This window comes from Candidatus Nitrospira neomarina, assembly GCF_032051675.1.
Lineage (GTDB): Bacteria > Nitrospirota > Nitrospiria > Nitrospirales > UBA8639 > Nitrospira_E > Nitrospira_E neomarina.
In genome coordinates this window covers 2,240,344-2,263,989 of the sequence record NZ_CP116968.1, presented here as the reverse complement: position 1 = coordinate 2,263,989, position 23,646 = coordinate 2,240,344, and the positions used below count along the sequence as shown (strand labels likewise).

The 23,646-nt window shown below is 47.2% G+C and carries 16 protein-coding genes, 1 tRNA gene and 3 pseudogenes; 11 read left to right on the top strand and 9 right to left on the bottom strand.

Annotation, left to right across the window (positions count from 1 at the left end):
• Positions 1-641: 641 nt before the first annotated feature.
• From PQG83_RS09870 to PQG83_RS09855, 5 genes and pseudogenes are all read right to left on the bottom strand, one after another.
• Positions 642-1,874 (bottom strand): tetratricopeptide repeat protein, encoded by a 1,233-nt coding sequence (locus tag PQG83_RS09870; RefSeq protein ID WP_312748933.1) that lies wholly within the window; start codon positions 1,872-1,874, stop codon positions 642-644.
• 319 nt (positions 1,875-2,193) lie between these two features.
• Complete coding sequence (locus PQG83_RS09865) at positions 2,194-3,213, bottom strand: PA0069 family radical SAM protein (RefSeq protein ID WP_312748932.1); 1,020 nt, start codon at positions 3,211-3,213, stop codon at positions 2,194-2,196.
• Positions 3,214-3,407: 194 nt separating this feature from the next.
• Positions 3,408-3,806, bottom strand: coding sequence for an integrase core domain-containing protein (locus PQG83_RS20970; protein WP_376753563.1), 399 nt, complete (start codon positions 3,804-3,806; stop codon positions 3,408-3,410).
• A pseudogene (locus PQG83_RS09860) lies at positions 3,803-4,417 on the bottom strand (IS3 family transposase); the annotation flags it as partial. The pseudogene PQG83_RS09860 and the gene PQG83_RS20970, both read right to left, overlap by 4 nt.
• Before the next feature lie 71 nt (positions 4,418-4,488).
• Positions 4,489-4,719 (bottom strand): transposase, encoded by a 231-nt coding sequence (locus tag PQG83_RS09855; RefSeq protein ID WP_312748928.1) that lies wholly within the window; start codon positions 4,717-4,719, stop codon positions 4,489-4,491.
• Positions 4,720-5,181: 462 nt separating this feature from the next.
• On the opposite strand from PQG83_RS09855, the gene PQG83_RS09850 reads away from it, so the two are divergent.
• Together PQG83_RS09850 and xrtA are read left to right on the top strand one after the other, a co-directional pair.
• Positions 5,182-5,415, top strand: coding sequence for a hypothetical protein (locus PQG83_RS09850; protein ID WP_312748926.1), 234 nt, complete (start codon positions 5,182-5,184; stop codon positions 5,413-5,415).
• Positions 5,416-5,574: 159 nt separating this feature from the next.
• Entirely contained in the window at positions 5,575-7,173 is a 1,599-nt protein-coding gene (xrtA, locus tag PQG83_RS09845; protein ID WP_312748924.1) for an exosortase A, read from the top strand.
• 942 nt (positions 7,174-8,115) lie between these two features.
• Here xrtA and PQG83_RS09840 read toward each other — a convergent pair.
• The gene (locus PQG83_RS09840; protein WP_312748922.1) at positions 8,116-8,688 is read right to left on the bottom strand and encodes a PEP-CTERM sorting domain-containing protein; all 573 of its coding nucleotides are present in this window, start codon (positions 8,686-8,688) and stop codon (positions 8,116-8,118) included.
• Between the two features lie 607 nt (positions 8,689-9,295).
• Between PQG83_RS09840 and PQG83_RS09835 the strand changes: the two genes are divergently transcribed.
• Positions 9,296-11,590: a tetratricopeptide repeat protein gene (locus PQG83_RS09835; RefSeq protein WP_312748921.1), complete on the top strand. Its 2,295-nt coding sequence runs from the start codon at positions 9,296-9,298 to the stop codon at positions 11,588-11,590.
• A 999-nt stretch (positions 11,591-12,589) separates the two neighbouring features.
• Positions 12,590-12,666: transfer RNA gene (locus PQG83_RS09830), tRNA-Arg, on the top strand.
• 415 nt (positions 12,667-13,081) lie between these two features.
• On the opposite strand, the gene PQG83_RS20965 is transcribed toward PQG83_RS09830, so the two are convergent.
• Both PQG83_RS20965 and PQG83_RS09825 read right to left on the bottom strand, forming a co-directional pair.
• Entirely contained in the window at positions 13,082-13,303 is a 222-nt protein-coding gene (locus PQG83_RS20965) for a transposase (RefSeq protein WP_376753589.1), read from the bottom strand.
• A gap of 179 nt (positions 13,304-13,482) precedes the next feature.
• Positions 13,483-13,629: pseudogene (locus PQG83_RS09825) on the bottom strand (IS4 family transposase); the annotation flags it as partial.
• 164 nt (positions 13,630-13,793) lie between these two features.
• Between PQG83_RS09825 and PQG83_RS09820 the strand changes: the two are divergent.
• Positions 13,794-13,952: pseudogene (locus PQG83_RS09820) on the top strand (hypothetical protein); the annotation flags it as partial.
• A gap of 96 nt (positions 13,953-14,048) precedes the next feature.
• Here PQG83_RS09820 and PQG83_RS09815 read toward each other — a convergent pair.
• On the bottom strand, positions 14,049-14,231 hold the full coding sequence (locus PQG83_RS09815) for a hypothetical protein (RefSeq protein ID WP_312748920.1): 183 nt from the start codon (positions 14,229-14,231) through the stop codon (positions 14,049-14,051).
• 915 nt (positions 14,232-15,146) lie between these two features.
• On the opposite strand from PQG83_RS09815, the gene PQG83_RS09810 reads away from it, so the two are divergent.
• From PQG83_RS09810 to PQG83_RS09785, 6 genes are all read left to right on the top strand, one after another.
• A complete protein-coding gene (locus PQG83_RS09810) occupies positions 15,147-15,854 on the top strand; it encodes a polysaccharide biosynthesis/export family protein (RefSeq protein ID WP_312748919.1) in 708 nt (235 codons plus the stop codon).
• Between the two features lie 145 nt (positions 15,855-15,999).
• Complete coding sequence (locus PQG83_RS09805; RefSeq protein ID WP_312748918.1) at positions 16,000-16,608, top strand: polysaccharide biosynthesis/export family protein; 609 nt, start codon at positions 16,000-16,002, stop codon at positions 16,606-16,608.
• Between the two features lie 88 nt (positions 16,609-16,696).
• Positions 16,697-19,099: a polysaccharide biosynthesis tyrosine autokinase gene (locus PQG83_RS09800; protein WP_312748916.1), complete on the top strand. Its 2,403-nt coding sequence runs from the start codon at positions 16,697-16,699 to the stop codon at positions 19,097-19,099.
• A gap of 458 nt (positions 19,100-19,557) precedes the next feature.
• Positions 19,558-20,580 carry a TIGR03013 family XrtA/PEP-CTERM system glycosyltransferase gene (locus tag PQG83_RS09795; protein WP_312748914.1) on the top strand — a complete coding sequence of 341 codons (1,023 nt, stop codon included), beginning with the start codon at positions 19,558-19,560 and terminating at the stop codon, positions 20,578-20,580.
• 41 nt (positions 20,581-20,621) lie between these two features.
• The gene (locus PQG83_RS09790) at positions 20,622-21,446 is read left to right on the top strand and encodes an XrtA system polysaccharide deacetylase (protein ID WP_312748913.1); all 825 of its coding nucleotides are present in this window, start codon (positions 20,622-20,624) and stop codon (positions 21,444-21,446) included.
• Positions 21,447-22,013: 567 nt separating this feature from the next.
• On the top strand, positions 22,014-23,339 hold the full coding sequence (locus PQG83_RS09785; RefSeq protein ID WP_312748912.1) for a hypothetical protein: 1,326 nt from the start codon (positions 22,014-22,016) through the stop codon (positions 23,337-23,339).
• Positions 23,340-23,646: the final 307 nt, after the last annotated feature.

The following is a 23,646-nucleotide window of genomic DNA, read 5'->3' as shown; positions in this document are numbered from 1 at the left end:
TTGAGCGATCCTTCTCTTTCACAAGCAATGGGAAGTGAATTTCTGGACAATCTCGTAATTGAGCGAAAGAAGAGGTTTCTGTATTGAGTTTCAAGATATCTCCGTATGCCGGTGATCACATTTCCGCAGCAAAGAGAGTATTCAAGGACTTGGGATGGGACGTTGAAAAAGGAAGACGGGTCTACCCCTTTATATCGAGTTTGGACAGTAAGCCTCTCCTGGTTAGGCGTACGAACTCGAATTGGTTTCAAAGGGACAGGTGGTGTCTCATGAAGGAGAGAGGACCGATGAAACGTTATCCATGAAATAAAACACGAGGCGGTTTAACTGATTACTCAAGGGATCTTGATGTCGGGATGGCTTGGCGGCAGCCATGCGAGGGTAGCGGGTTTCAAAGTACGAGATGCTCATAGGCTCAAGCGAGTATCTGGCCTATAGGCTAGACAGAGGATTGTAAACGTGATAATGGGTAGAGGGAATTAGCCTGTTCTAGCAGAGCTGGGCTTTGTGTCAGGAGAATGAGAACGTGTGGCCCGTGATCTCGATGCGACCTGGGCCACAACTGTAGGAAGGTAGTCTAAGCAAGGACCGGAGTCCGTGATGTGAGAACATGCCTTCCACGGATGTATCGAGGATAGCTCCTACCCCGGAGAAGATGTCAGTTTAGGATTATTTTTTTCGTGAATGGCATTGGCCCTCGTTTCCTGCGTGACGGCGTCCTCGGTTCGACCTATTTTTCGCAATAGGGTGGCGTAATTTCTAAGCGCTCGTTCCACCCGAAAATGATCTTTCCCCATGGTCTGCTCCGTGAGAGTGATGGTTCGTTGAAACAAGGGATCGGCTTTATCATATTGTCCTGTGGTGACATACAGTAACGCTAAATTATTGAGAGGGCCGCTCAAGCTTGAATGTTCGGGCCCTTCTGCCTGTTCAATAATGGCAATGGCGCGTTGGATTAAGGGGATGGCTTGCTCAGGTTGGTCCTGTAGCCTGTGGATTTCTCCCAATTGATTAAGGATGATGGCCACCCGGGGATGGTCCTTGCCATACCCTTCTTCGCTAATAGTCAGCATTCGTTCCAACACAGGGGTCGCTTGTGAAAATTGCTTAGCCGTACTATAGAGAAGCGCCAGGTTGTTCAAGCTGCCGAGGAGATGGGGATTGGTGGGGCCAATTTGCTTCTCTTTGATGGCTAAAGCCCGGAGTAATAAGGCCTCTGCCTGGTCATACTGTTCCTGGGCTCGATGGAGGAGCGCGAGATTATTGAGTGGTTCAATGAGTTCTGGTGCTTCCGGTCCTGTGGTTCTTTCCCGGCTGTCGAGAACCCGTTTCAGATAGGGTTCCGCCTGGGCATAGCGGGCTTGCCGGACAAACAGTGCTGCGAGATTTTCCAGGTCACGAATGACCTCAGGGTTATCAGGACCCAGTGCTTGTTCCCGAACCGCCAAGGCTCGTTCAAATGAGGCTTGAGCCTGGTCAAACTTCTGTTGGGTAACATACAGCGCGCCAAGATTACTGAGGCTTGCTGCTAACTCGGCTGTCTGAGGGTTTGATCCTTCTTCATGAATGGCCACAGCTTTCAGAAGGAGGGTTTCAGCCTGTTCGGGCTCTCCTTTCGCATTGTGCAGAATCGCCAGATTGGTGATGGACTGGATGTAACGAGGATCCTGGCCTTCGAACCGTTCGGCCAGTTCAAGCGCAGCCTTCAGTTCCTGTTCAGCTTCCAGAAACTTTCCCTGTTCCATCATGGTCGTGCCTTGGTCAGTGTGGTGTTGCCAGGGCGTTTTGTCTTCGCTGCACCCGATGAGGGTAATGATGAACAGGGTAAGGGGCAGGTACCGCAAGACATGTGAGGGCCGAAAAGAAAGAATCATGAGATAGGGTGTGTCCTTTGGTTCTGAATGAGCAAGAAGAATTGTCAGAGATGGATTGTACTGAAGGACTCAGGGTCTTGCCAAACTGCGTGTGTCCGGTTGGGGTATTTGAGGGAGGATCCTCTAACGAAGAATCTGTGAAAAAATTGAAATAGCATTCCTATTTAGATCCACATGCGTTTGATCTAAAGCCATATGAAAAAATTCGAGAGTATTCAAAGAAGGTTCCTCCAGCAAGGCCGTAGCTTCTTGGTTTGGCGGAACGTACGGAAGAGTACGAGAGCCAGGCCAAGGGGCGAGAACGCCGCTGGTGAGCTTTTCAGAGCTCCCACAGAGAGAGTTGCGTGGGTCCTGGCCGTCGAAAAGTAGCAGGAATAGGTGTATCGGGAATGTCCTGAAATCCATATTTCCTTGAAGCCGTGTCGAATAGTTGCTCGATGACATTCCATGTTTTTCCCTCGCCCACATGGCGTTTGAAAAACGTTCGATCCCCAACTTGTCCTCCTCGAACTTCTTTGAGGTGGGCGAGGATTTTCTGGATTCGATCGGGAAAATGATGCGTCATCCGTTCAATAAATACCTGTTCCACGTTATCGTTGAGACGCAGCAGGATATAGGCAGCATGTTGGGCTCCGGCATCGCGCGCTCGCGATAAAATCTGTGGAATGTCGTGTTCATTTAATCCAGGAATGACGGGGGCAATCGAGACCGCGGTTGAAATGCCGGCTTTGGACAACTGTTCTAAGGTCTCAAACCGTTTTGTAATTGAGGGGGCTTGCGGTTCAACTTTCCGGGCAATGTCATCTGAGGCAAACGGAATACTCAAAAAGACGCGCACCCATGCTTTGTGACGCAGCTCTTGCAATACATCAATGTCTCGCACGATAAGGGCGGATTTGGAGATGAGTCCAACCGGATTATGAAATTCTGCACAGACTTGTAAACAGGATCTGGTCAGTTTATAGGTGGCTTCCAGGGGTTGATAGGGATCGGTATTGCCGGAAAAAACAATCAATTCTCCTTGCCAGGATCGTTTGAACAATGATTCCTGAAGTTTAGCAGGAGCATTGACCTTAACGACCAGCTTGGATTCGAAGTCCGTTCCAGATCCAAATCCCCAGTATTCGTGGGTGGGACGGGCATAGCAATAGGCGCAAGCATGAAAGCACCCTCGATAGGGATTCACGCTCCATCGAAAGGGGAGGTCGGGGCTGGTATTGTGGCTGAGGACGGTCTTCACCGTTTCTTCGTAGATGTCCGGGGTCACGGGTGCGGGCGGTTCCAGGCGCTCGCGGACTTCCGGAGAAAAAGGATTTTGGGGATTGGAGATCGGTTTCATGTCAGGCCAAAGAATCCGCTGGGTCCTCTTGTTCTCACCATATGAAAACGGTACTTTTTCACGTCTGCTGTGTACGACTTGGACATTCTGGAATATGTAAGGTCTTCCAGGATTGTAGATGAAAGCCAAGGCTTCTGCACATTAGACTTTTGGCCCCCGAGCTCAGTCGGTCAGTCGGATAGCTCAACGGTTTCCTAATCACTTTGGAAAGAGTTTAAAATTGCTTGACGCATCAAGTAATTTCTTTTCCTACCTGCATAAACGCTAGCAACTCCTTTTATTTGGGTACCCCTCACCCATCTCCTCCTCTCACAAATCCCAATCCCATTAGCCAAAATAGCACCTTGTAGTGGTCGAGTATTTGTAGACACCAAGTTTGGTGGTGCCCAGCGTGCTTCTTGGACGGCTGGCGCGCTGTAGTTCTTATAACTATGGAGTCGTACCTGGTTGTAATAGTCCATCAGATAGGTGCCAATATCTTGCTGCCCTTGTTGAAACTTCTGATAACCCTCCTCAGGTATCCACTCGGTCTTGGGACTCCGGAATAACCGTTCTATTGGGGCATTGTCCCAGCAATTTTCTTTGGGACTCATACTTGGGTCATGTGGGCTTGCGTCAAGAACGCGCGATAGCGGTCACTTCGATATTGTCCCACTTGATCAGAGTGGAAAAGCAGTTCGGGCTTTTGGCACCGTGTCTCCACGGCCCGTCGCATGGCTTGTGTGATTAAGGCCACATCTGGAGTCGTAGAGAGACTCCATCCCACAACCTGGCGAGCGTAGAGATCCGACGCGACGGCGAGATAGGTCCACTGTCCAGCCATCCGCACATAGGTGATGTCTCCGCACCACACTCGATTCGGGGCCGTCGGCTGAAAGGCGCGATCGAGCTGATTGGAAGTTACCGTGGCCTCATTCCGTGCGGTCCGATATTTTGGTTTCCCCGCTTGTTTACTCACTAGCTGGCAGGCCTGCATGAGTTGGCGCGCGCCCCATGGACTCATCCCCAACGTTTTCACAATCGTTCTTGAACCAGCCGCCCCTCGAATCTGTCTATAGCACTCACATGTTTGCTGCTGCCAGTGCTCTGCTAGCTCTCGTGCCGGTCGTTTCCGCCAGGCATAGTACCCACTTCGGGGCATGGCCAATACTCGGCATAAGACCGTGAGTGGATAGTCCCCCTCGAGTTGTTTCATCAGCCCATACCGAGCGGTGCGGCTTCCGCCAGGAGTGTGGCCGCTTTTTTTTTAAAATGGCTTTCTCCATTTCCAGACCCTTAACCTGGGCCTCCAAAGCTTGGAAGCGTTGTTGCTGCAATGTCAGCGCCTTTACCCTGGGGCGTCTGCCCTCTGAGTTTACCCTCATACTGCAGCAGCCAACGGCGCAAGACCGTTTCGCCGAGGTCCAAGGCCTGACAGGCTTGGGCCACGGTATAGGCTTGCTGCCGAACGAGCCTTACCGCATCGGCTTTGAATGCTGTGGTAGAACTGCGTCGGATCCGTCCCATCGTTCACCTCGTTTTGGGTTGGAGTTTACCACCTAAACGGGTGTCCACGATTATTAGACCACTTCACCTGTCTATTCCTTTTCAGAAGAAAATGGAAAACTTTTAATACCTACAGGAAATGACCCAGATTCCAGCCATGTGAAGGTTGATACCGTGAGACAGATGATCGGGTAATTCAGCACATCTTTAGACGAAAATTAAGTTGTAAAGAGTAGCATGGTGGTGACTACTTGGCTTGAATAGAGCTGCGGGGGATCTTATTGGGTAGAAAAATGCACGTGCAGGAAAAGGTCAAAGTGAATTCTCATTTCGCTCAGCTTGTTGTTGGTTGTATTGATCGGGATCAAGATTTGGCCGGCCGCTTCCGTGAATCTATTTGATTTCTGCCTGTTTGATGCCGATGGATTTCCAGGGGGACCAACCGTTCTTTTGGTGTACGCTGATGATCAAGGCGTCATCTGATTGAAAGACGGCAATTTTGCCCAACTTCCAGGAGTTGAAGCTGATGGACTGATGAACCGCCAATCAGAAGAGGGAATTTCGGATCAACGGCGAAAGCAACCGCACCTTCGCATGGCCTGTTCATTTCGGCGAAGTGGTCGCACTCATTCCCGGATTTTTCACGATGCTATTATTTGGCGCAACTTTTCAAATATGAATTGGAGTGTGGCGGTGGCGAGCGGGCGGATAAAATAACCACTCAGTTTTTCGCACTTCTCTATCTGAATGAGGTAAGCATCCTGCCTGCGGGATCCAATTGGAAAAACCCACCTTTATCCCGTAGAATGACCCTACTCATCACAACAAAAGCTCCTACTCCCACCCATCGCCCGGAATTCGTAGGAAGGTGTTCGGATGCAGACCGATAGCACTCCCTATTCTCCTGTGCCCACCGGTCGTTTTCGCTCATCCGAGTGGGCGAAGGTTCTGGGTCATCTCCTCATTGGGTGGGCCGCGCTGCTTGGCCTCTATTTCCAAACGGCCTTTTCTCTGGTCGAAACGTGGTCTCGCTCGGACACGTATGGCCATGGGTTTCTGATTCTCCCCTTGAGTGGGTATCTCGTATGGCGGGAGCGGCATCGTCTGGCTACTCTGGTGCCCAGGCCGAACTCGTGGGCTCTGTTGCTGCTTGGCGGGTCCGCCGGGGTGTGGCTTCTGGGTCACCTGACCTCGGTGGTAGTAGTCCAACAATTCGCGTGGGTTACTATGGTCGCCGGCATGGTTTGGGCCCTGGCTGGTACTAAGATAACCAAGGTATTGCTTTTCCCTTTGGCGTTTCTTTTCTTCGCCGTCCCCGTTGGGGCGGATCTGGTTCCGCCCCTGCAAGACTTTACTGCCTTCTTTACCGTCAACGCGCTTCAGGTGTCGGGCATACCGGTCTTCTGGGAAGGACGTTACATTACGACGCCATCAGGCAGGTGGCACGTGGCCGAAGCTTGTGCGGGGGTCCGGTATCTTATTTCCGGCGCCACGATGGGTGTGTTTTTTGCGGGCGTTGTTTATCGGAGTTGGACGAGGCGCGTGGTATTTGTTCTGTTCGCGGTTCTAGCCCTTATTCTGGCCAACGGGATGCGCGCATACGGCATTACGCTCTTAGGGTATCTCGTGGATCACGAACTGGCGGCGAGCGCGGATCATATTCTGTATGGGTGGGTGTTTTTTAGTGTAGTCATGTTCCTACTCTTTTGGGTAGGTTTGGCGATGCGAGAACCTGAGCCTTCTCTCTTGGAGGAAAAGGTGCGTGCGTCATCCGTCGGGGAGGCAGACCTTCCTTCTCAAGGAGAGTGGTTTCGTCGGAGCACTCAGAGAAGATCGTTCGCACGGATGGCTAAGACAGCGGGGTGTGGAGTGGGTGTGGTGGCCCTGGCGCCTCTTTGTGTGATGGCATTATCCCCTTCTCCTCCGACGTCGTTGGGTCCCTCTCCGTTCTCCCTGGTGGTCTCCTCCCCCTGGCACACCCTGTCGGACTATGCTGGCAATTGGACTCCACACTTTGAGGGAGCCGACACCGTTCTGACCAGGACTTACACCGATGGGCACCGGCAGGTTCATCTGTTCCTGGCCGTGTATTTCCAGCAGCAGCAGGGGAGGGAATTGGTCAGTCAGACCAATTCGCTCATAGATGGGGACCGCTGGGAGCTGGTATCCGAGAGTCGCAGAGAGACCCTTGTGGAGAATTTCCCTCTAACAGTGAAGGAGAGTCATCTTCGGTCCGAGGTGGCCCCTCGTCTTGTGTGGAGTTGGTATTGGTTGGGTGGTCATATGACTTCCAATGCCTATATGGCCAAACTCCTGCATGCCACAGCGTATATTTTTGGAGGGGCGACGGAAGGGGCCGTCATCGCGATCGCAGCCGATTACAGCTATTCCTCGGCGGAGGCCGTGAACGTTATAGAGGACTTTCTCCAACACACGTCTTTCCTTCAAGCCACGAACTCTTCCCCGAAAGCGTAACCGTTGCTGGGATAAATTTATTGGGCAAGTTGTCCGGCAAATGAGTAGTTTTGACAGCATACCCTAGCAAAAGAGATAAAAGGCCTGGTCTACCGGCCTGATTTCTCAGGGGATGGGCTTTTGTGTGTTGCTGCAAACTGAAGTAGGGGCTTGAAGGGAGAAAAACATTTACTACTCGTGGGGAGCGAGAGGGGCCCATTCCCCAAGTTGGCGGGGGAGAGGTGTGCACATTGGGAGTAGGGGTGAACAATTGGTGAATCTTATGGAATAGTTTGTGAATGGCTGGTCATGGTTTTGCTCCTGATTACAGATGGACTTATGGTTACTCACAACCATGCATGACAAGATCAATAGGTTTGTATTGAGAAGGAAAAGATGCTGCTCTCTCTGATGCAATAATTGTAAATCACAATATTAGGTGGGATATATTTGGTCTGCGTCAGCAGATCCTTGAATCACCGCCAAAACAAGAAAACAAGGTTCACCGGGTTGAAGAGTGAAGAAGGTGGTAAAGTTTTTCAGGCATAGCATCCCAATTCATGCGCAAAAGGCGATTGGACATTGCTAATTTGAGTGTGATTAGATCTATAAATTTGTCCGATACTTTGCCTTCATCAAGCCAGAGCAATCTCACGGGCTGGAGGTTATAGGCACAGCAATTGATGAACAATTGGACCGTGCAAACCGATAGCCGTTTCCACATAATGTGATCTCCTCTCTCATCCCAAATGCTCTGATTGCATCGTCCCGGCCCTCACACATAACTAGAGTGAAGAGTAGTGGAAAATGTAGAAAGATTTTCCCTGTCCCTATGGGTGTCTCTTTTCTTTCAACTTGTTCCTCTCAGGGTCAAAAACTACGCTCTTCCAGACTTCACACCAATAAAAAGCCTGACTCCGGGTGGAGCCAGGCTTTTTGAAAAACCTATAAATTTCTCCTTGATCAGGCTTTCTTGCCTTTTCGATATCGCAAAGCCCCCAGTGAAGCTAACCCTGAGCCGAAAAGAAGAACGCTAGCGGGTTCAGGGACAGTAGCGGTCCCCGATCCGGTTCGTGCAGCCAATCTATCATGCGTGATAGTTCGGCTAAATAATTGAAAAGAGTTAGCGTACATGTATGTTTCCGTTATTAGTCCAATATTGTAAGGCCCTGGTTGATTCAGCAGGGGGTTATACCCCGAAAATGTCAGTGATCGGCCCGTGCTAAAGTCAGTCAAAATGAGCGTTCCAAACGCCGAATTGAAACTTAAGCTGGCTGTGCCAGGATTGTATGCAAAGCTATTTATTGGGTTTCCATTTGGATCAAACCCGCCTGCAGTCGTAAACGTCCACGTCAATGGGTTTATGTTACCAAAAAATCCAGCGTCGGAATCAATATCCATAGTTCCAGCGATACTACCCTCGCCGCTGAGGCCGCCATAAACGTCAAATGGCATGGAGACCGCCTGCGCCTGCCCGGCCATACCAAACACTAAAGCCACACCTAATAACGTTGTGAGGAATCGTTTAGCGTTCATAAATTAAATTACACCCCCCTCCTTTGTCATTGACTTGATGCTAGGCCGACAATTTCAATAATTTTACTTAATATTTTACCTAAGAACGGTTTATGTCCTTTTTATCCCTCGCTATCAAAGTTTAGTAATTAAAATATAGGCAACCGCTGGAATCAATAACTCTAATGAGGCATCCAGTTAATTTCATAATTGTTCCAACTCCCAGCCTACGTCTTTTTTATTGAGATTCCCACCCCATCTAAGTGATTTGATAGTAAAATAAAACCTAATCTGATTGATCAATAACTCCAATGGGTAATACAGCAGCTCAGGGGACGGCGGGGCAGGGACACCAAGGAAGTATACCCCACCTCCATGCGAACCTTTCCAGGTTTGGACTAGATATGGAGAGGCTCCTTTACTTGTAGGCATAAGGGTTCATTTGCATCAACCAGGACCTGTCATAAGGTTTCAGGTCGAAGCTATGTGCAGAAATCATTCTAAGTAAAATGATTTTGCCTAAAATTACAATGGTTTACCTAATTAATTTTGTCTGATACCGTTTAATAATAGAGGGGGAAATACTGAAGAATGGGAACGAGTGAACGACTGTAAGTTAGGGATTCGTATGAGACATAAAACCAGAATGGCATTTTTGTGCTGTGTGGTTCTTCCATTTTTGCTCGTCAATATCGCCAACTGTACCCAGTTATCGGACGAGGAAAAAAAGGCTAGACATCAGGAGCGGGGAAAAGCTTATTTTGAGGAGCAAAAATATCAAGAAGCACTCATCGAATTGAAGAATGTCGTCCACCTCGATCCGAAGGATGCTAAGGCCTATCATCAAATGGCTTTGATTCACCTCAAATTGGGTGGAATGCCTGATCTTCAGTCGGCGTTTGGGGAACTTACCAAAGCTGTCGAGTTGGATCCATCCATACAGGATGCCCAACTTAAACTCGGTGAATTGTATCTGCTTTCCCAACAACCCCAAAAGGCGAAACAACATGCGGAAGTCGTGTTGGTTTCCTCCCCAAACGATCCCAAAGGCCATCTGCTACAAGGCCGAAGTTTGATTATGGAAAGGGACTTCGAGAAGGGCATTGAAGAACTCAAAAAATCTTTGGAACTTGATCCCGACAATGAGCAGGTATACGTCGATCTGGCGCGTGCCTATCTGATCCTTGAAAAACCCGAGGAAGCTGAGGACGTTCTGGACAAAGGATTAACCAAGAAGGCAAATTCGCCCACGCTTATTCTGGCCAAGGGCGAATTCTACTCGCTGCAAGGAAAAAATACCGAAGCCGAAGCCCTTTTTCAGGAAGTCCTGGCGTTAGATCCAGAGAATTATGATTACTACGTGAAAATTGCAGGTTATTATCAAACTAACCAAAAATGGAAAGAAACGGAAGAGATCTATCAACGGCTCGCCACACGCAAACCCGCGAGTGAAGTACCCCAAATGTTTTTGGGTGAATTCTATACGTTTATTGGGGATGGTGCGAAAGCGTCAGCACATTTTCAAAAGGGGGTGGAGTTGAACCCCAAATCTGATCCGGCTAGAAATTCGCTGATCAATTTCTATCTGGATAACCGACAATGGGATGATGTCGAAAAACTTATGAAGCCGCTGTTAGAAGCCAAATCGAAGAGCATTGTGACTAAGATTTTTGAAGCCAGACTAATACTGGGGCGTGGAAACGTGGATGAAGCCATTCCCTTATTTCAAGCAATTATTAAGGATGAGCCCAACCAGGCAATGGCCCATCAGTATTTGGGATCAGCGTTTGCGCAAAAAAATGAGACGGTCCAAGCGATTCAAGAATTCACAGAAGCCAAGAAATTAGCTCCACAAGATCGAGAGGTGCGAAAGGCCTTGGCGGTGGCCCGTATGGCTGAGCGATCATACAAAATGGCCATTGAGGAAGCACAAATGGCCATTCGTCTCAATCCTCGTGATGTCCAAGCCGTCCATATCCTGGGACAGGCCTACTTTGGTGAAAAAGACTTTTCATCGGCGAAAAATGTGTATCAAGCGATCATTGACCAAATCCCTCAAGATGCGATCGCCCATTTTCAATTAGGCCTCATTGACCAACAGGATAAGAAAGTCCAAGAAGCCATCGACCATTTTGAGGAAGCCCTTAAGTACAATCCCGATTTTGTGCAAGCTTTGAGTCACATTGCCAATATCCGACTGTCGATGGGAGAAGCACCGCAAGCTAGAGAACGGGTGCAACAACAAATTGAACGGTCTTCTAAAAACCCGTATTTCTATAATTTATTAGGACGCCTCTGGATGCAGGCGAAGCAGATTGATCAAGCGGAGAAGGCGTTTAAGCAAGCGCTGGATTTGAACGATCAGTTGCAAGATTCTTATATGAACCTGGCCGAATTATACCATCGAATGAATCGGGTTGATGAGGCGGTCATGGAATATGAACGTCTGTTGGACAAAAACCCCAAGGCGGCTTTTGCACATATGATCCTTGGGATAATGGCTGAACAACGTAATGAAGTCGAGAAGGCCCAACGGTACTATCGGAAGACGTTGGAGATTTCACCCAAATTTGCGCCGGCTGCCAATAATTTGGCTTGGCTCATGGCAGAAAATGGGGGCAATTTAGATGAGGCGTTAGCGCATGCAGAAGATGCCTTCTCCCAGCAAGGCGGTAATCCCCATATCGCGGATACCTTGGGATGGATTTATTATAAAAAGAATGCCCATATTAAGGCGGTTTCCCTCCTAGGGGAAGCGGTTGAAAAACTGCCGGAAAACCCGGTGGTTCGGTATCATTTGGGCATGGCCCTTCTTAAAAAGGGGGAGCCCAATAATGCCAAAAAGACGTTGGAGTTTGCTTTAAAGATGAGTCCAACTTTTCCAGGAGCGGAGGAAGCCAGGACGACCCTGGAGAGTTTGTAATCTTCCATTGAGGTGTGATGTAAGTTTCTTGTGCGCTTTTTTTTAAAGGAAAATGGCACACTTTTTTGAGCATCGTTGGATCGTCGATTTTTTGAGCGCGAATTACTTTGGGCGGGCTCCCCTTGAACGTCCGTTTGCATGAAAGCGGAATATGCCTTGGTTCATGATTTCGCAGACCTCCGTGGTTTAGCCTGAAGAGCCTGGTGGCTATGAGATTGGTTTTCTTAGCCAGAGCATGGTTTTCGGGATGCGTGAGGTGAGTTAAAAATCCTCTGGTTCCCCCCATTGGCTCTATTGTCTTTGATCTCGTCGATACCAGGCCCTCAATGAAATTGATTGGAATAAATGTGGCTAAAATGTGAAATGCCTGTTCTGATGAAAGAGTGGGCCTGGTACTCGGTGAAGGGAATGGACCAATTTATAAGATCTTTCTGGTACTCCCTTTAAGCCAGTTCTGGTAATGGGTCCTTCCATGGGATTTTGTCTTGGAAGGAATTTTTAAATCGAACATAAAGATTAGTTTGACCTTCAATGGGGATTTATCCCATTATCAGAGGAAGCCACCAACAAATGTAATTCACTATTGGTGCCTCCGACTGCCAATATTCGACAATATCATCTTGGGGATTTGTTTAAGTTAGGATTTGAAGTCTATTAACTATGTATGTTCTTTTGTATAATTCGGCGAAGGGGATGGCTCTTACGGTGATTCTATTGAAAAGCGTTCAAGATTGCTTCAGATATTTTGCTGTTCAGAACTTTCGTTTTTATGATCTGAGGCTTTGAACAATGCCGAACCTGTGAAGATTAGTTTGGATACTGGGACTGGCGGGATGATCTTTGGTCATAAAAACGAGCATTACGCCCAATTGTTCAATTCTTTACAGCAACCTCAATAAAAGAGGATTGGTTGAAGTCATTGGGTAAACTAAACACCCTAATAGCACTTGCCAATTTCTTTTCCGGTGGGAAATCTGTACCATTTCTAAATTAAAGGCTGCCCCCGTAGCTCAGTCGGATAGAGCAGCGGTTTCCTAAACCGCGGGCCGCACGTTCAATTCGTGTCGGGGGCACCATATTTATATGAAGTTTAACGGTTTTTCGAAGTTAACGTAGTGGTTCCATTCATGTTCTTACCCTTTCCAAAATTTCCCTTATCTATTTTTGTTCATCTTCTTAGTGTTAGTGGCTGATCAATTTTACTAATACGTATTGATTTTTACTGCTACCCAGGTTAAGCGAGAACAGATTCAGTTGATTGTTTCTCCCGTCCGTCATTTTGTTGTTGCGGCCAGAAAAGGTTTGCTGGATGGGCATGTTCTCGAAAAGTATGGTATGAGTAAGGTTCCCCGCCCAATGGGCGGGGCTTTCCAAAACCCTACACAGCTTCAATTGCTTAGCCTCGTGTTCTTCAGGCCGATGATATCGAATATGTCGTTGCAACACAGCCGCCGCTACTGCATCTCCCAATTTGCGAACAAAATACCCCTCTTACCAAAACGATTGCTTCCTCAAATGCTTCTGCAACTCTGGATTTTCCCTAATTACCTTTCTGGCTGAAATGTTCTTAAAGATCCCCACCACTTTGGCAATCGAATACTGGGGGGAATTCAGAAAGACAGGCACCTGCTTCTTCGCCACTTCCAATTCGACCGGGTCAAAGCCAAAGTCCTCCGCAATTTTGCGAAACACCCGGTTAAGGCGTGCTCGGATATCTTCCCGAATGATTTACCTCCTGGGGCTCAGACCAGATGATATTTCGTGTCGTAAGCCGCATTTCCGTTCGCTTCAGTGGCGTGCCCCCACAGTCTCACAACCTAGACTGGCCTCTGGCCAGTTGAACGGTTCCTCCCCGATCAAAGAGCGGGAATTCCACGTTCGTTTTAATGAAAAATCTGTAACAACGTATAGAGCGAAGCGTCCAGGTTGAGGGGCTTTTTGACATCTGCGACGGGAACATGGACCGGCACGGCGGTCCAGAATTGCGACTTCACCGCATTCTGGCAGTTTCCGGAGAAAATTCTGATACGCAGATTCTGGAGTTCTCCACGAATTTTGGTCCAGACCGTTATGGTAGGTTTTCCTCACCCTGAGGAAGACCGACATAAAGAAGGAGCGATTCACCGAAGAACAGATTATCCGGATTTTGCGGACCGCGGAGACTACCAGCATTGAAGCGGCGGCTCGATAGCATGGTGTCTCAAATCAATCCATTTTTCGGTGGAAGCACCAGTTCGGGAAGAGGGACGTGGACGATGTCTGGCAGTTATGCCGCCTCCGGCAGGAGAATGCCCGACTGAAAAAAGTCTTGGCCGAATGGGATTTAGAGGTGGAAGTGATGAAGGAACTGCAGGCTAAATAGTGGGAACCCCACGGGCACGACGACGGGTAGCCCGGGCCACCTGGCTCTACACGACATCCAGGCTGGAGGTCGAGGCCCTGCGGGAGTGGCCAAACGCTATCCCCAGTGGCCGGCTGGCCGGAGAAACTGGTCCGGCCAGCAGACCACTTCCGCCACCGTTAGCCCATGTCGCGGGGCTGCCTTAGGGATCGATGTCTCTCCCTTGAGATTTTGCAACACCAAATTGGCCCGTCGTTTCGCCGTCCAGAGTTCAATCGGTTCTGATTGGTCCTGTCCCATGTCCCTGCCTTATTTAAGCTACTATTGGTAAAGGTGTCTCACTTTCAAAAAGGGAAGTATACGACGATACGGTATAAAGTCTTTCGTGGTAGGCAGTCTATGAGTTGAGCGAACAGCGTCTTGCTGATGTTGATAGCATTCATTTGAAGAAAAACCAGAAGTCTGCCAACCCCACCATTCGCTGTTCATATCGAACGAAGACGCCCTCAATCGCTCGAAATCCAGTCTTAATAATGGCTTTCAGCAAATTGCCCTTTCGTTTAACCAAACAGCAATTAAAAATTTCATAGGACCAATCGTGTGTCCTATTGAAGTTGGAAGTTTTCCAGCCTTATTTTTATGCTTGCGTTTCAGGAGCACGCCAACTTCATAGGGGATTCTCTTAATCTCCAATTAATTGTAACCATGTGAGTATACTTTAAATGCGATTTTCGAATATCGTTATTTAATTTTCATGGTATCCCTACCGATTGTATAGTTAATTGGACGTATTCTGGATGCCAGCCGGTTAGGCTGATCAAGCTGGGAACTAGTCTCAAGAGGGAGGTGGATGTAAATGAATCGATTCCTAAATGGGATATGAATTTGCTCGAATTTTACCGGCAAGGGAATTGGGATTATGAGGCGGTCAAAGGTTATGGTAGGAAGCTCCACGAGCCAAAAACGCCGACCAGGCTCCTTGCAATGACTCCACACTCAGTTCAACCAGACAGATTTGGTATATACCTTATTCAACTGAATTGCTATCGTTGTAGTTTTATCCTTCTACCATCTAAATTACAATGAAAGCTTTCTTCCTTCCCATATTAGTTTTACATGCAGATCAACTAATGAATGTAATCTTATTGTTTAATTTATTTTTAATCCCTAACATTACAAGTGCGAGGGTATCTTTAAAGGGGAATGAGGTGCCTCATGATTCGGATTGCGTATCCTAGAAGTGGCCAGTTCGTTTTACTGGTGGTCAGTTTGTTCTACATGGGCTTTGCGGGATTGACTTTTGCTGACTCAAATTTTGGTCCGGAATCCCAAGAGGGAAAACGAGCAGAAAGTCGTGCGGAGAAAAGGGCGTTGATTGTCACAGACCAATATATTATTGGCCCAGAGGATATTTTGGAGGTCAGTGTCTGGCGAACTCCCGAATTGTCGCGCGAAATTGTGGTTCGCCCAGACGGACGAATATCGCTTCCACTTATCGGAGAGGTGATGGCAGTGGGTAGTACGACGGTGGAACTCCGTGATGACATCACGGAGAAGCTGAAAGTTTACAAGGAAAATCCTACGGTGGCCATAATTGTGAAAGCTATAAAGAGTTATTTTTTTACTGTTCAAGGGGCCATTGGAGGGGGCGGAAGTGCAGAGGGGCAGAGCGGGGGAGGGGGCGGAAAAATACCTCTCTTAAGCCATACCACACTTGTTCAAGCTATTGGTCTAGCCGGTGGATTAAGCTCCGATGCGGTCAGGAGTCGAATCACGATCTTTCGATTAGGAATTAATGGTGAGGCACCGAAAAAAATTGTCGTAAATTATGAAGATATTATTTTGAGGGATGGAGAAAATATTGAAATTAAACCCGGTGATACCATCGTGGTCCCCTCACAAACTCAGATATTCCTGCCATAGGTTCGATGGGATCAAATACCTTTAGGAATTTGAGTGGGTATTTAGGAGGAGAATACCAGACGTGTTTATTTGCTCGTTTACTTTTATTCCTTAGATTTTTACCGATAGGGATATTTGAGAAACGATATTAGCCGCTTGGAGATTCATGAAATATTCATACGCACAGGTCATAGTACGAACTTTGCTTCTAGTTAGTATTTTCGTAGAGCTTGGGTGTTTCAAGCCGGATGTCATTATACCGGCTGGTCATCCAGCCGAAGGTTTTGTGCTGGGACCGGAAGATGTCATTGAAGTGGTCGTATGGAAAACTCCTGAATTATCGAGGCAAGTCGTAATCCGGCCGGACGGAAAGATTTCATTGGCTTTAATAGGGGATGTGGTAGCGAGTGGGTTGACTGCAGATCAATTAGCGGAAAAAATTGTTGAAAAATACAAGGCGTTTAAAGAAAACCCTTCGGTGTCCGTTAATGTGATAGAGGTAAATAGTTACTATGTATTTATTGTTGGCGAAGTGTTAAAGCCGGGTAAACTGCCGTTGAAATCCTATACAACGGTTCTTCAGGCAATGGCATTAGCCGGGGGGTTTACCCAATTTGCCTCCCGAAATAACATCCTGGTAATCCGAAACGTTGAAGATGAGTATGGCAAGCTAAATGAAATACGTATCCCTCTTCGGTATTCCGACCTAATTTCCGAAGATGGTGGGGTCTATAACCTCACCCTTAAGTCGGGTGATACTGTCATTGTTCCGTAAAATCGGGAGATCGTCCCAAAAGCGATGGGTTAAGTCGATCATGAAATTTTACACTTACCTTAACACCTAGAGGAATATCATAAGCCCCATGGCTGGTACTCCCACAGCGAACACTAATACAGATCCCGCACTTCTTATCCAAAAATACCTCAAGGATTTTTGGGATTTGGCGGTTCGCCGAAAGTGGCTGATTCTCAGTTTTTTGTTTTTGGGTATAATTGTTGGCGGAATTGTGGCCTGGCTGAAAGTGGACATGTACCGCTCAGAGACGGTTATCCTCATCGAGCAACAGAGAATTCCTGAAAAATATGTGTCGTCGGTAGTGGCAGGCAGTACAGCCGAACGAGTGGCTACTATGACCCAGCAGGTCTTAAGCCGGACTAACCTTCAAAAAGTCGTGGATGAATTTCATTTATTTTCTGAGGCCATAAAGTCCGATGGGTATGAAGTGGTGACTGAAGGCTTGCGGAAAAACATTAGGATTCAAACCAAGGGGAACGGGGGAGAAATCGAAGCTTTTACGATATCTTTTGCGCACCATGATCCGATGATCGCTATGAAGGTCACGGCGAGGTTGGCTTCTCACTATATCGATGAAAATATCAAGATTCGTGAACAGTTTATTGAAGGGGCTATGGAGTTCTTGGACCAAGAACTTGTGTCGGCGAAGGAGGCCTTAGATCAAAAAGAAAAATCATTGTCGGAATACAAGCTGAAGTATTTAGGGGAGTTACCCGGCCAATTAGATGTTAATCTTAGGACACTTGACCGATTGCAACTCGAAAAAACCCAAATTCAAGAATCCCTGAATTCCATCAATTCCCGATTGGATCTTTTGCAAAAATCCACTCATGATTATGAGGCCATGGCAGGGGCATTAAATGAATTTGAAAATTCCCCGGTAATAGGTGAGGAAGTGTTCTCCCCGGACCCATTGGAAAAACGTATTGCAGAGTTAAAAAAAGAATTGACTAATATGTTGGGAGAATATACCGCTGAATATCCAGATGTGATTTCTCTTAAAACCCAAATTAAAAATATTGAAAATCAATTAAAACAAAAGTCGGAACTAGCTAGCTTTAAAAAATCCCCTCTTAAGAAAGATAAATCACCAGGTGTTGAAAAAAATAAGCCTATTTTTGATCCGTATTTGAACGAATTAATTGGTACCCGTGAAGAATTGAAATCTCAATTGGTCACTTTACGTGATCGGTTGACAAAAATTTCTGCAGAAATGAAAGTTTATGAGAAGCGGATTGAAAGCACTCCGCATCATGAACAGGAATTGCTCGCGCTTGAACGAGACTACGACAATATACAGAACCATTATCAACGTTTACATGAAAATCGTATCAATGCCAGAATTTCTGGAAATCTCGACAAACGACAAAAGGGAGAACGTTTTCGCATTCTGGATCCTGCCAATTTGCCGACCAAACCAGAGGGGGTGCCAAGGGAATTCCTTGCAGCTGGTGGGGTTGGTTTAGGGGCTGGATTGGGCTTTGGTCTTGCTTTCCTCCTCGATTTGTTTTCGCCAACCTTCCGTCGCTCCGAAGACGCAGAGGTGTCCTTAGGGCTTGAAATGCTGGCCACTATTCCAAGCTTTTATATGGCCTATGGGAAATCAATGAAAATGGTCGCAAGCGAGTTGGAAACCCAGAAAGGTGCGAATGGGAAACACCTCGCATTTTCTCAGTCCGTCGATTCCCTCCTCAGAAATAATACCCCGAATAATGGCGAGGTGAAAGGGAATGGTGGGACCTCTGGGTACCGCTTAGGAATGTCTCAAGGAGCTTTTCTCCCCCAATTAAATTTAGTGACAAAATGGCGCCCTCAATCTATTGTGGCTGAGCAGTACCGGGTCGCAGCGACCCGATTGGATCTTCTGGATACCAGCGTCTCCCACCAGGTAGTGTTGGTTACGAGTGCAATGAAGGGAGAGGGCAAAACCTCCACATCTGCAAATATCGCCTATACCCTGGCTCGGGATCTGGATGAAAAGACCCTCCTCATTGATTGTGATTTTAAATGTCCCAATCTTCATGGAATTTTAAACCTTAATCCGGAGCCAGGAGTTGCAGAATATATTTCTGGGGTTGAACCCTTAGAAGCCTGTCTGCAACAAATTCCTGATATGCCGTTGTGGTGTATGTCGGTGGGGAATGTCGGTACTTATCCAGTCCCTCTTGCCAAGTTGCAAAATCTCTCTACTATTTTGGAGATGATGATATCCCGGTATCGGTTTATCATTCTGGATGGCCCGCCCGTCTTGCCATTAGCGGATGTCAATGTTTTAAGCGGATTGGCTCATATCGTGCTGATGGTCGTTCGGTCCGGAGTTACTCCAAAGGATGCGGTGCAAAAAGCTGTAGAAATGATCCATCATGCAGGGCCCACGAGACTGGTGCTGACAGATGCCTGGACACAAGGTGTGCCCTACTATGTTCGCCAAAGCTATCCCATTCCCTACTCGTTGGGTATCAAGGGTTAATAAAGATTTTTGGAGAATGAAATTTCCACGATGGTTTGTAGCAGGAATACCAGACATTATGTAGGTGCGGTGACGCGTAGTTTCAATCATCACCTAGTTAAGTATAGCTTCATTTTTGTGAACAAGAAGTAGGAAAAAACGGTAAGCCGTATGATGGAATTCTGAAGTACTTGCAGGGACTCTAATCTTTGAATAATGGTACAAATAAATGGGAAAAAGGAATACTTGCGAGGGTAGCAATGCTGTTTCTTTTGCACTTTGAATTTTCTCTTTAATCGCCTTCTTATGTTGTTGGAGGCGCCGAAACAAACATCTGCCAGAGCATGAGGCTCGCAATACATACTTTGAGGTGTGGGATCAAGCAGGGAGGCTGAGCCAATGTCCAGTCAAGTACTGACAGGGTATTTCGAATGTGTCGATGATAAGTCTGGTTTGCTTTGTACTGCTGGGGTCTCTTTATGCCAAGTCCATGGAGGTTGTTTTCTAAATTTGCCCCAAAGCAGTGGATTAAGAAGCGTGTCCTCATAGTAGGAGACGGGCCTCTGGCCCAAGCCCTCGCAAGAGTGTTGGTGTATGACCGGTCTTATCGGTATGACGTCAAAGGATTTTTGTCGAACAATCCTGCCATTGTAGGAACATCATTAGTCAATCCCAAGGTCCTTGGGACGATCAATCAGCTTTTTGAACTTTCTGAAAAACACCAGATCGAGACGGTCGCCATTTGTGTGGAGGATCGCCGGGGCACTTTGCCCTTGGATTCCCTCTTGGATGTGAAATCCATGGGTCTGGAGGTGATTGATGGACATCGCCTCTATGAGACCGAGTGCGGGCGCCTGTCAATTGATGAACTCAAGCCGAGCTTTCTTATTTTTTCGTCAGGATTCAGGCGAAAACCGATCATAATGTTTCTTAAGGGCCTTGGGGATATAGTAGGTTCGCTCCTTGGTCTTGTGGTGTTAGCCCCTCTGATCCTCCTGATAGCCTTGTTGGTAAAATTGGACTCCCCTGGACCGATCTTTTATCGGCAAACTCGAGTGGGGCAACATGGGTATCCCTATGTATTGTTAAAATTTCGTTCGATGCGGAATGATGCTGAAGCCGAAGGGATACAATGGGCGGCGCAAGGAGATGTGCGTGTCACAAAAACGGGGAGCTGGCTTCGGAAACTTCGATTGGATGAAATACCTCAATTGATTAACGTCTTAAAAGGGCAAATGAGCTTAGTAGGACCTCGACCCGAACGACCACATTTTGTTCAGGAACTGCGTAAATCAATTCCCTATTATGATCTTCGCCACACCGTTCGTCCAGGAATCACAGGTTGGGCGCAGACCTGTTTTCACTATGCAGGATCGCTGGAAGACTCCCATGTCAAATTGCAATATGATCTTTACTATGTCAAAAATCTCTCATTATGGTTGGACCTACGAATCCTTGTCCGAACCATTAGTGTGGTCTTTAAGGGAGAGGGTGCACGATAAGGCGAAGGGTCTGAACAAAAGAAGAAAGATGAGCATTTACCATGGTCCACGGGTTGAGTTTCGACATTGAAGAGCATTTTCAGGTGGCAGCCTTTGATTGTGTGGCAAGGCGCCGGCATTGGGAAAGCCATGAAAGTCGTGTTGAGCGGAACACCCACCTTATCCTGGATATCCTGGAGGAGCGGAAGATTCATGCCACGATGTTTGTGTTGGGATGGGTGGCCGAACGACATAAAGGGTTGATCAGGCGCATCGCGCAGTCGGGGCATGAATTAGCCTCACATGGGTATGCCCATGAACTTATTACCGGGCAAACCCCTCAGGTGTTTCGGGAGGATATCCGTCGGGCCAAACGTACTTTGGAAGATATCGGAGGTGCGCCTATTTTGGGTTACCGCGCTCCAACTTTCTCAATTACCAGGGAATCTGAATGGGCCCTCTCGATCCTGGTAGAGGAAGGATATCACTATGATTCCAGTATTATGGCTGTGGTCCACGATTACTATGGAATTCCAGGAGCGATCCCAACCATCCACACCATCTCAACCGATTCAGGGACCATTTGGGAGGTGCCACCTTCAACTTGTAAATGGGCCGGGATGACGTTTCCTGTTGCCGGAGGCGGATATTTTCGTCTGTTTCCGTATTGGCTCCTGAAGCCACTCTTGCAGCGAATCGAGTCGCAGGGGCACCCTCTCATTATGTACCTCCATCCGTGGGAGCTGGATCCCACCCAACCCCGTATGAGGGGTTCAATGCTTTCCGAGTTTCGTCATTACCTAAATCTAGGAGAGGTTCAAAGTCGGCTCATTCAACTGCTTCAAGATTTTTCCTTCGGACCTTATCTCAATCTCATCACCAAGTGAATTTTGAAAATTGTGTCTGTCACCAAGCACCCCAGCATTCTATGTGCAAGAGTTATTACGCCATAATGAACGGGGGTTGGTGAAATTATGTTGGTTACCTTCCCGTTCCACAATAAAACCTGATTATGGCAGCAGCTCTTCCACATTAGGAAGGAGAACCTGCTTGCAAAAGCGCAAGAGTCCATTATTTGAGATGTGTAGATGGATTCCGGCCGATAGTTTGTCTGTCTGAATGGAGAGTTCAATCTCTACGTAAAACATGACGCAGGTATTACATAGTAGTTGTCCTTAGCCCCTATCAGGCTAGTCAGCAGTAGGTCATCCTGGGCATCTTGCGCTTATGGGTGGCCTTCAAGATTTTTACGCTTTTAGCTTAATTTTTCTTTTTTTTAACCGATAGATTACGTTATGCAATGTTTTTCCCGTTGTCTCTTGGGTAGTGAGATTGTGCATTCACACTTTTTGAGAATTTGTTGTCTTTTTCTCGAAGGTTTTCTGTGTGAGGAGAGTTTTCTTGCAATTTCTGAAGACGCTTCACTTACCAAATGGATGGTATGGAGAGAATGAATGCATAAATGGGTTATATTTCGCTTGGTTGTTGTTTGGATGCTCTGTGGGGGAATGTTGCAAACGAATGCCGCCAGAGCAGCTCTCACACTGGAATCCTCCTTTAATGTGACGCAAACCTATACGGACAACCTTTTTTTTGAACCTAATAACACCAAAAGTGATTTAGGAACATTTTTAGGACCCAATTTTACTCTTAGATATGACAATCCTGATATTGTCCTCGGCGGCACCTATTTCGGGAGGTTGCTACTCTTTGCCAAGAATTCGAATGAAAATACTTACTTTCAAAGTGCCAATGTTCTTTTAGACCTACCTTTTTTAACCAAACAGTATAAGGGGTTGACAGTAAAAATAAATGAATCGATGACTTTTACGCCGGTATTGGATGCCTTCGCGTTGTCGGGGGCCCAGGATATATCCAGCATCACCACTCCTCAAGGTGCCGTGGGCGGAGGAAGAGATGAATCCCAGGAATCGGGTTTTTCGCAAGGAGTTGGTGGCACTCAAGGGGTGTTTACTAGTCGAGCTTCGGCATTTAATAATATAGGCGGAATTACCTTCGGGTATGTGTTGTTGCCACGTTTCAGTCCGACGCTTCAATACCAGAACCTATATCGTCATTTTTTTTCAGGTGATTTTCAGGATTCGATGACACAGTCAGGATCCCTTTCTTTGCCCTATCGAGTGACGGCGCAAACTACGGTGAGTCCTTCCTATACCTATTGGCAAACCAAGTTTCTTGGCCAATCTACCGCAAGCACGTCTGCGGATAAAATCATTTCTCATAATCCTAGCCTAGCAATTTCCCATTCCTTGAGTCCGTCTTTAACCGTTACGGCGAACGGAGGTGTGGCATTTGTGAAACAAAAAAATGCGGAAGAGGATGGCATGGATCTTTCCGGTAAGTGGCAGACGGTTTATATGGGTGGGTTTAGTATCATGAAAACATATCATGAAGGAAAAGGGGGCACCGCTTCATTAGATGCCAGGCAAATCGTTGGTAGTGGTGGGGGCTTGGCTGCTCAGGCGACTCGCACCCGGGTCATTACAGGAAGGATTCAACACCGCTTTAGTCAGCAAATCTATCCTTTTGCGGCTGTCGCGTATGCTCAAAATAATTCCGTTGATGGCGATGCTTTTGATACCGATACTTATCGGATTCAAGTTGGACTGAATTATTCCTTCAAGTATTGGCTTATTGGAACTCTGAATTATTCGCATCTTGATCAACGTTCCAAAGGCTCTGCCGCAAATGACTTGCAAGTTAACCAAGTCTTTCTAGGATTAACCGCTATTGCGGATCCTTGGGTTCTGATGCGATAGGGATGGGTCGGTAGGTGGGTCGGTCGGTAAATACTCAAGGATAGGGATGAATGCATTTTCATTAATGCGGGGACTCTACAGACGCCTAATATCGACAACAATCTTACATATCATCAAGATTCTCCATACTGTTCGACAAGAAAAACTGATTTACAATGACTTAATTCTTCACAAATCGTCGGTTTTGGTCGTCCCGCGGATCACAAATCTTCACTGCGATGAACTGGAATTCTCGTGAAAGCTTTTTCTAAGAAGCCTATGTATATTTTTAAACTTCCTATACCCCGTAACTTGGTATGTAATGACC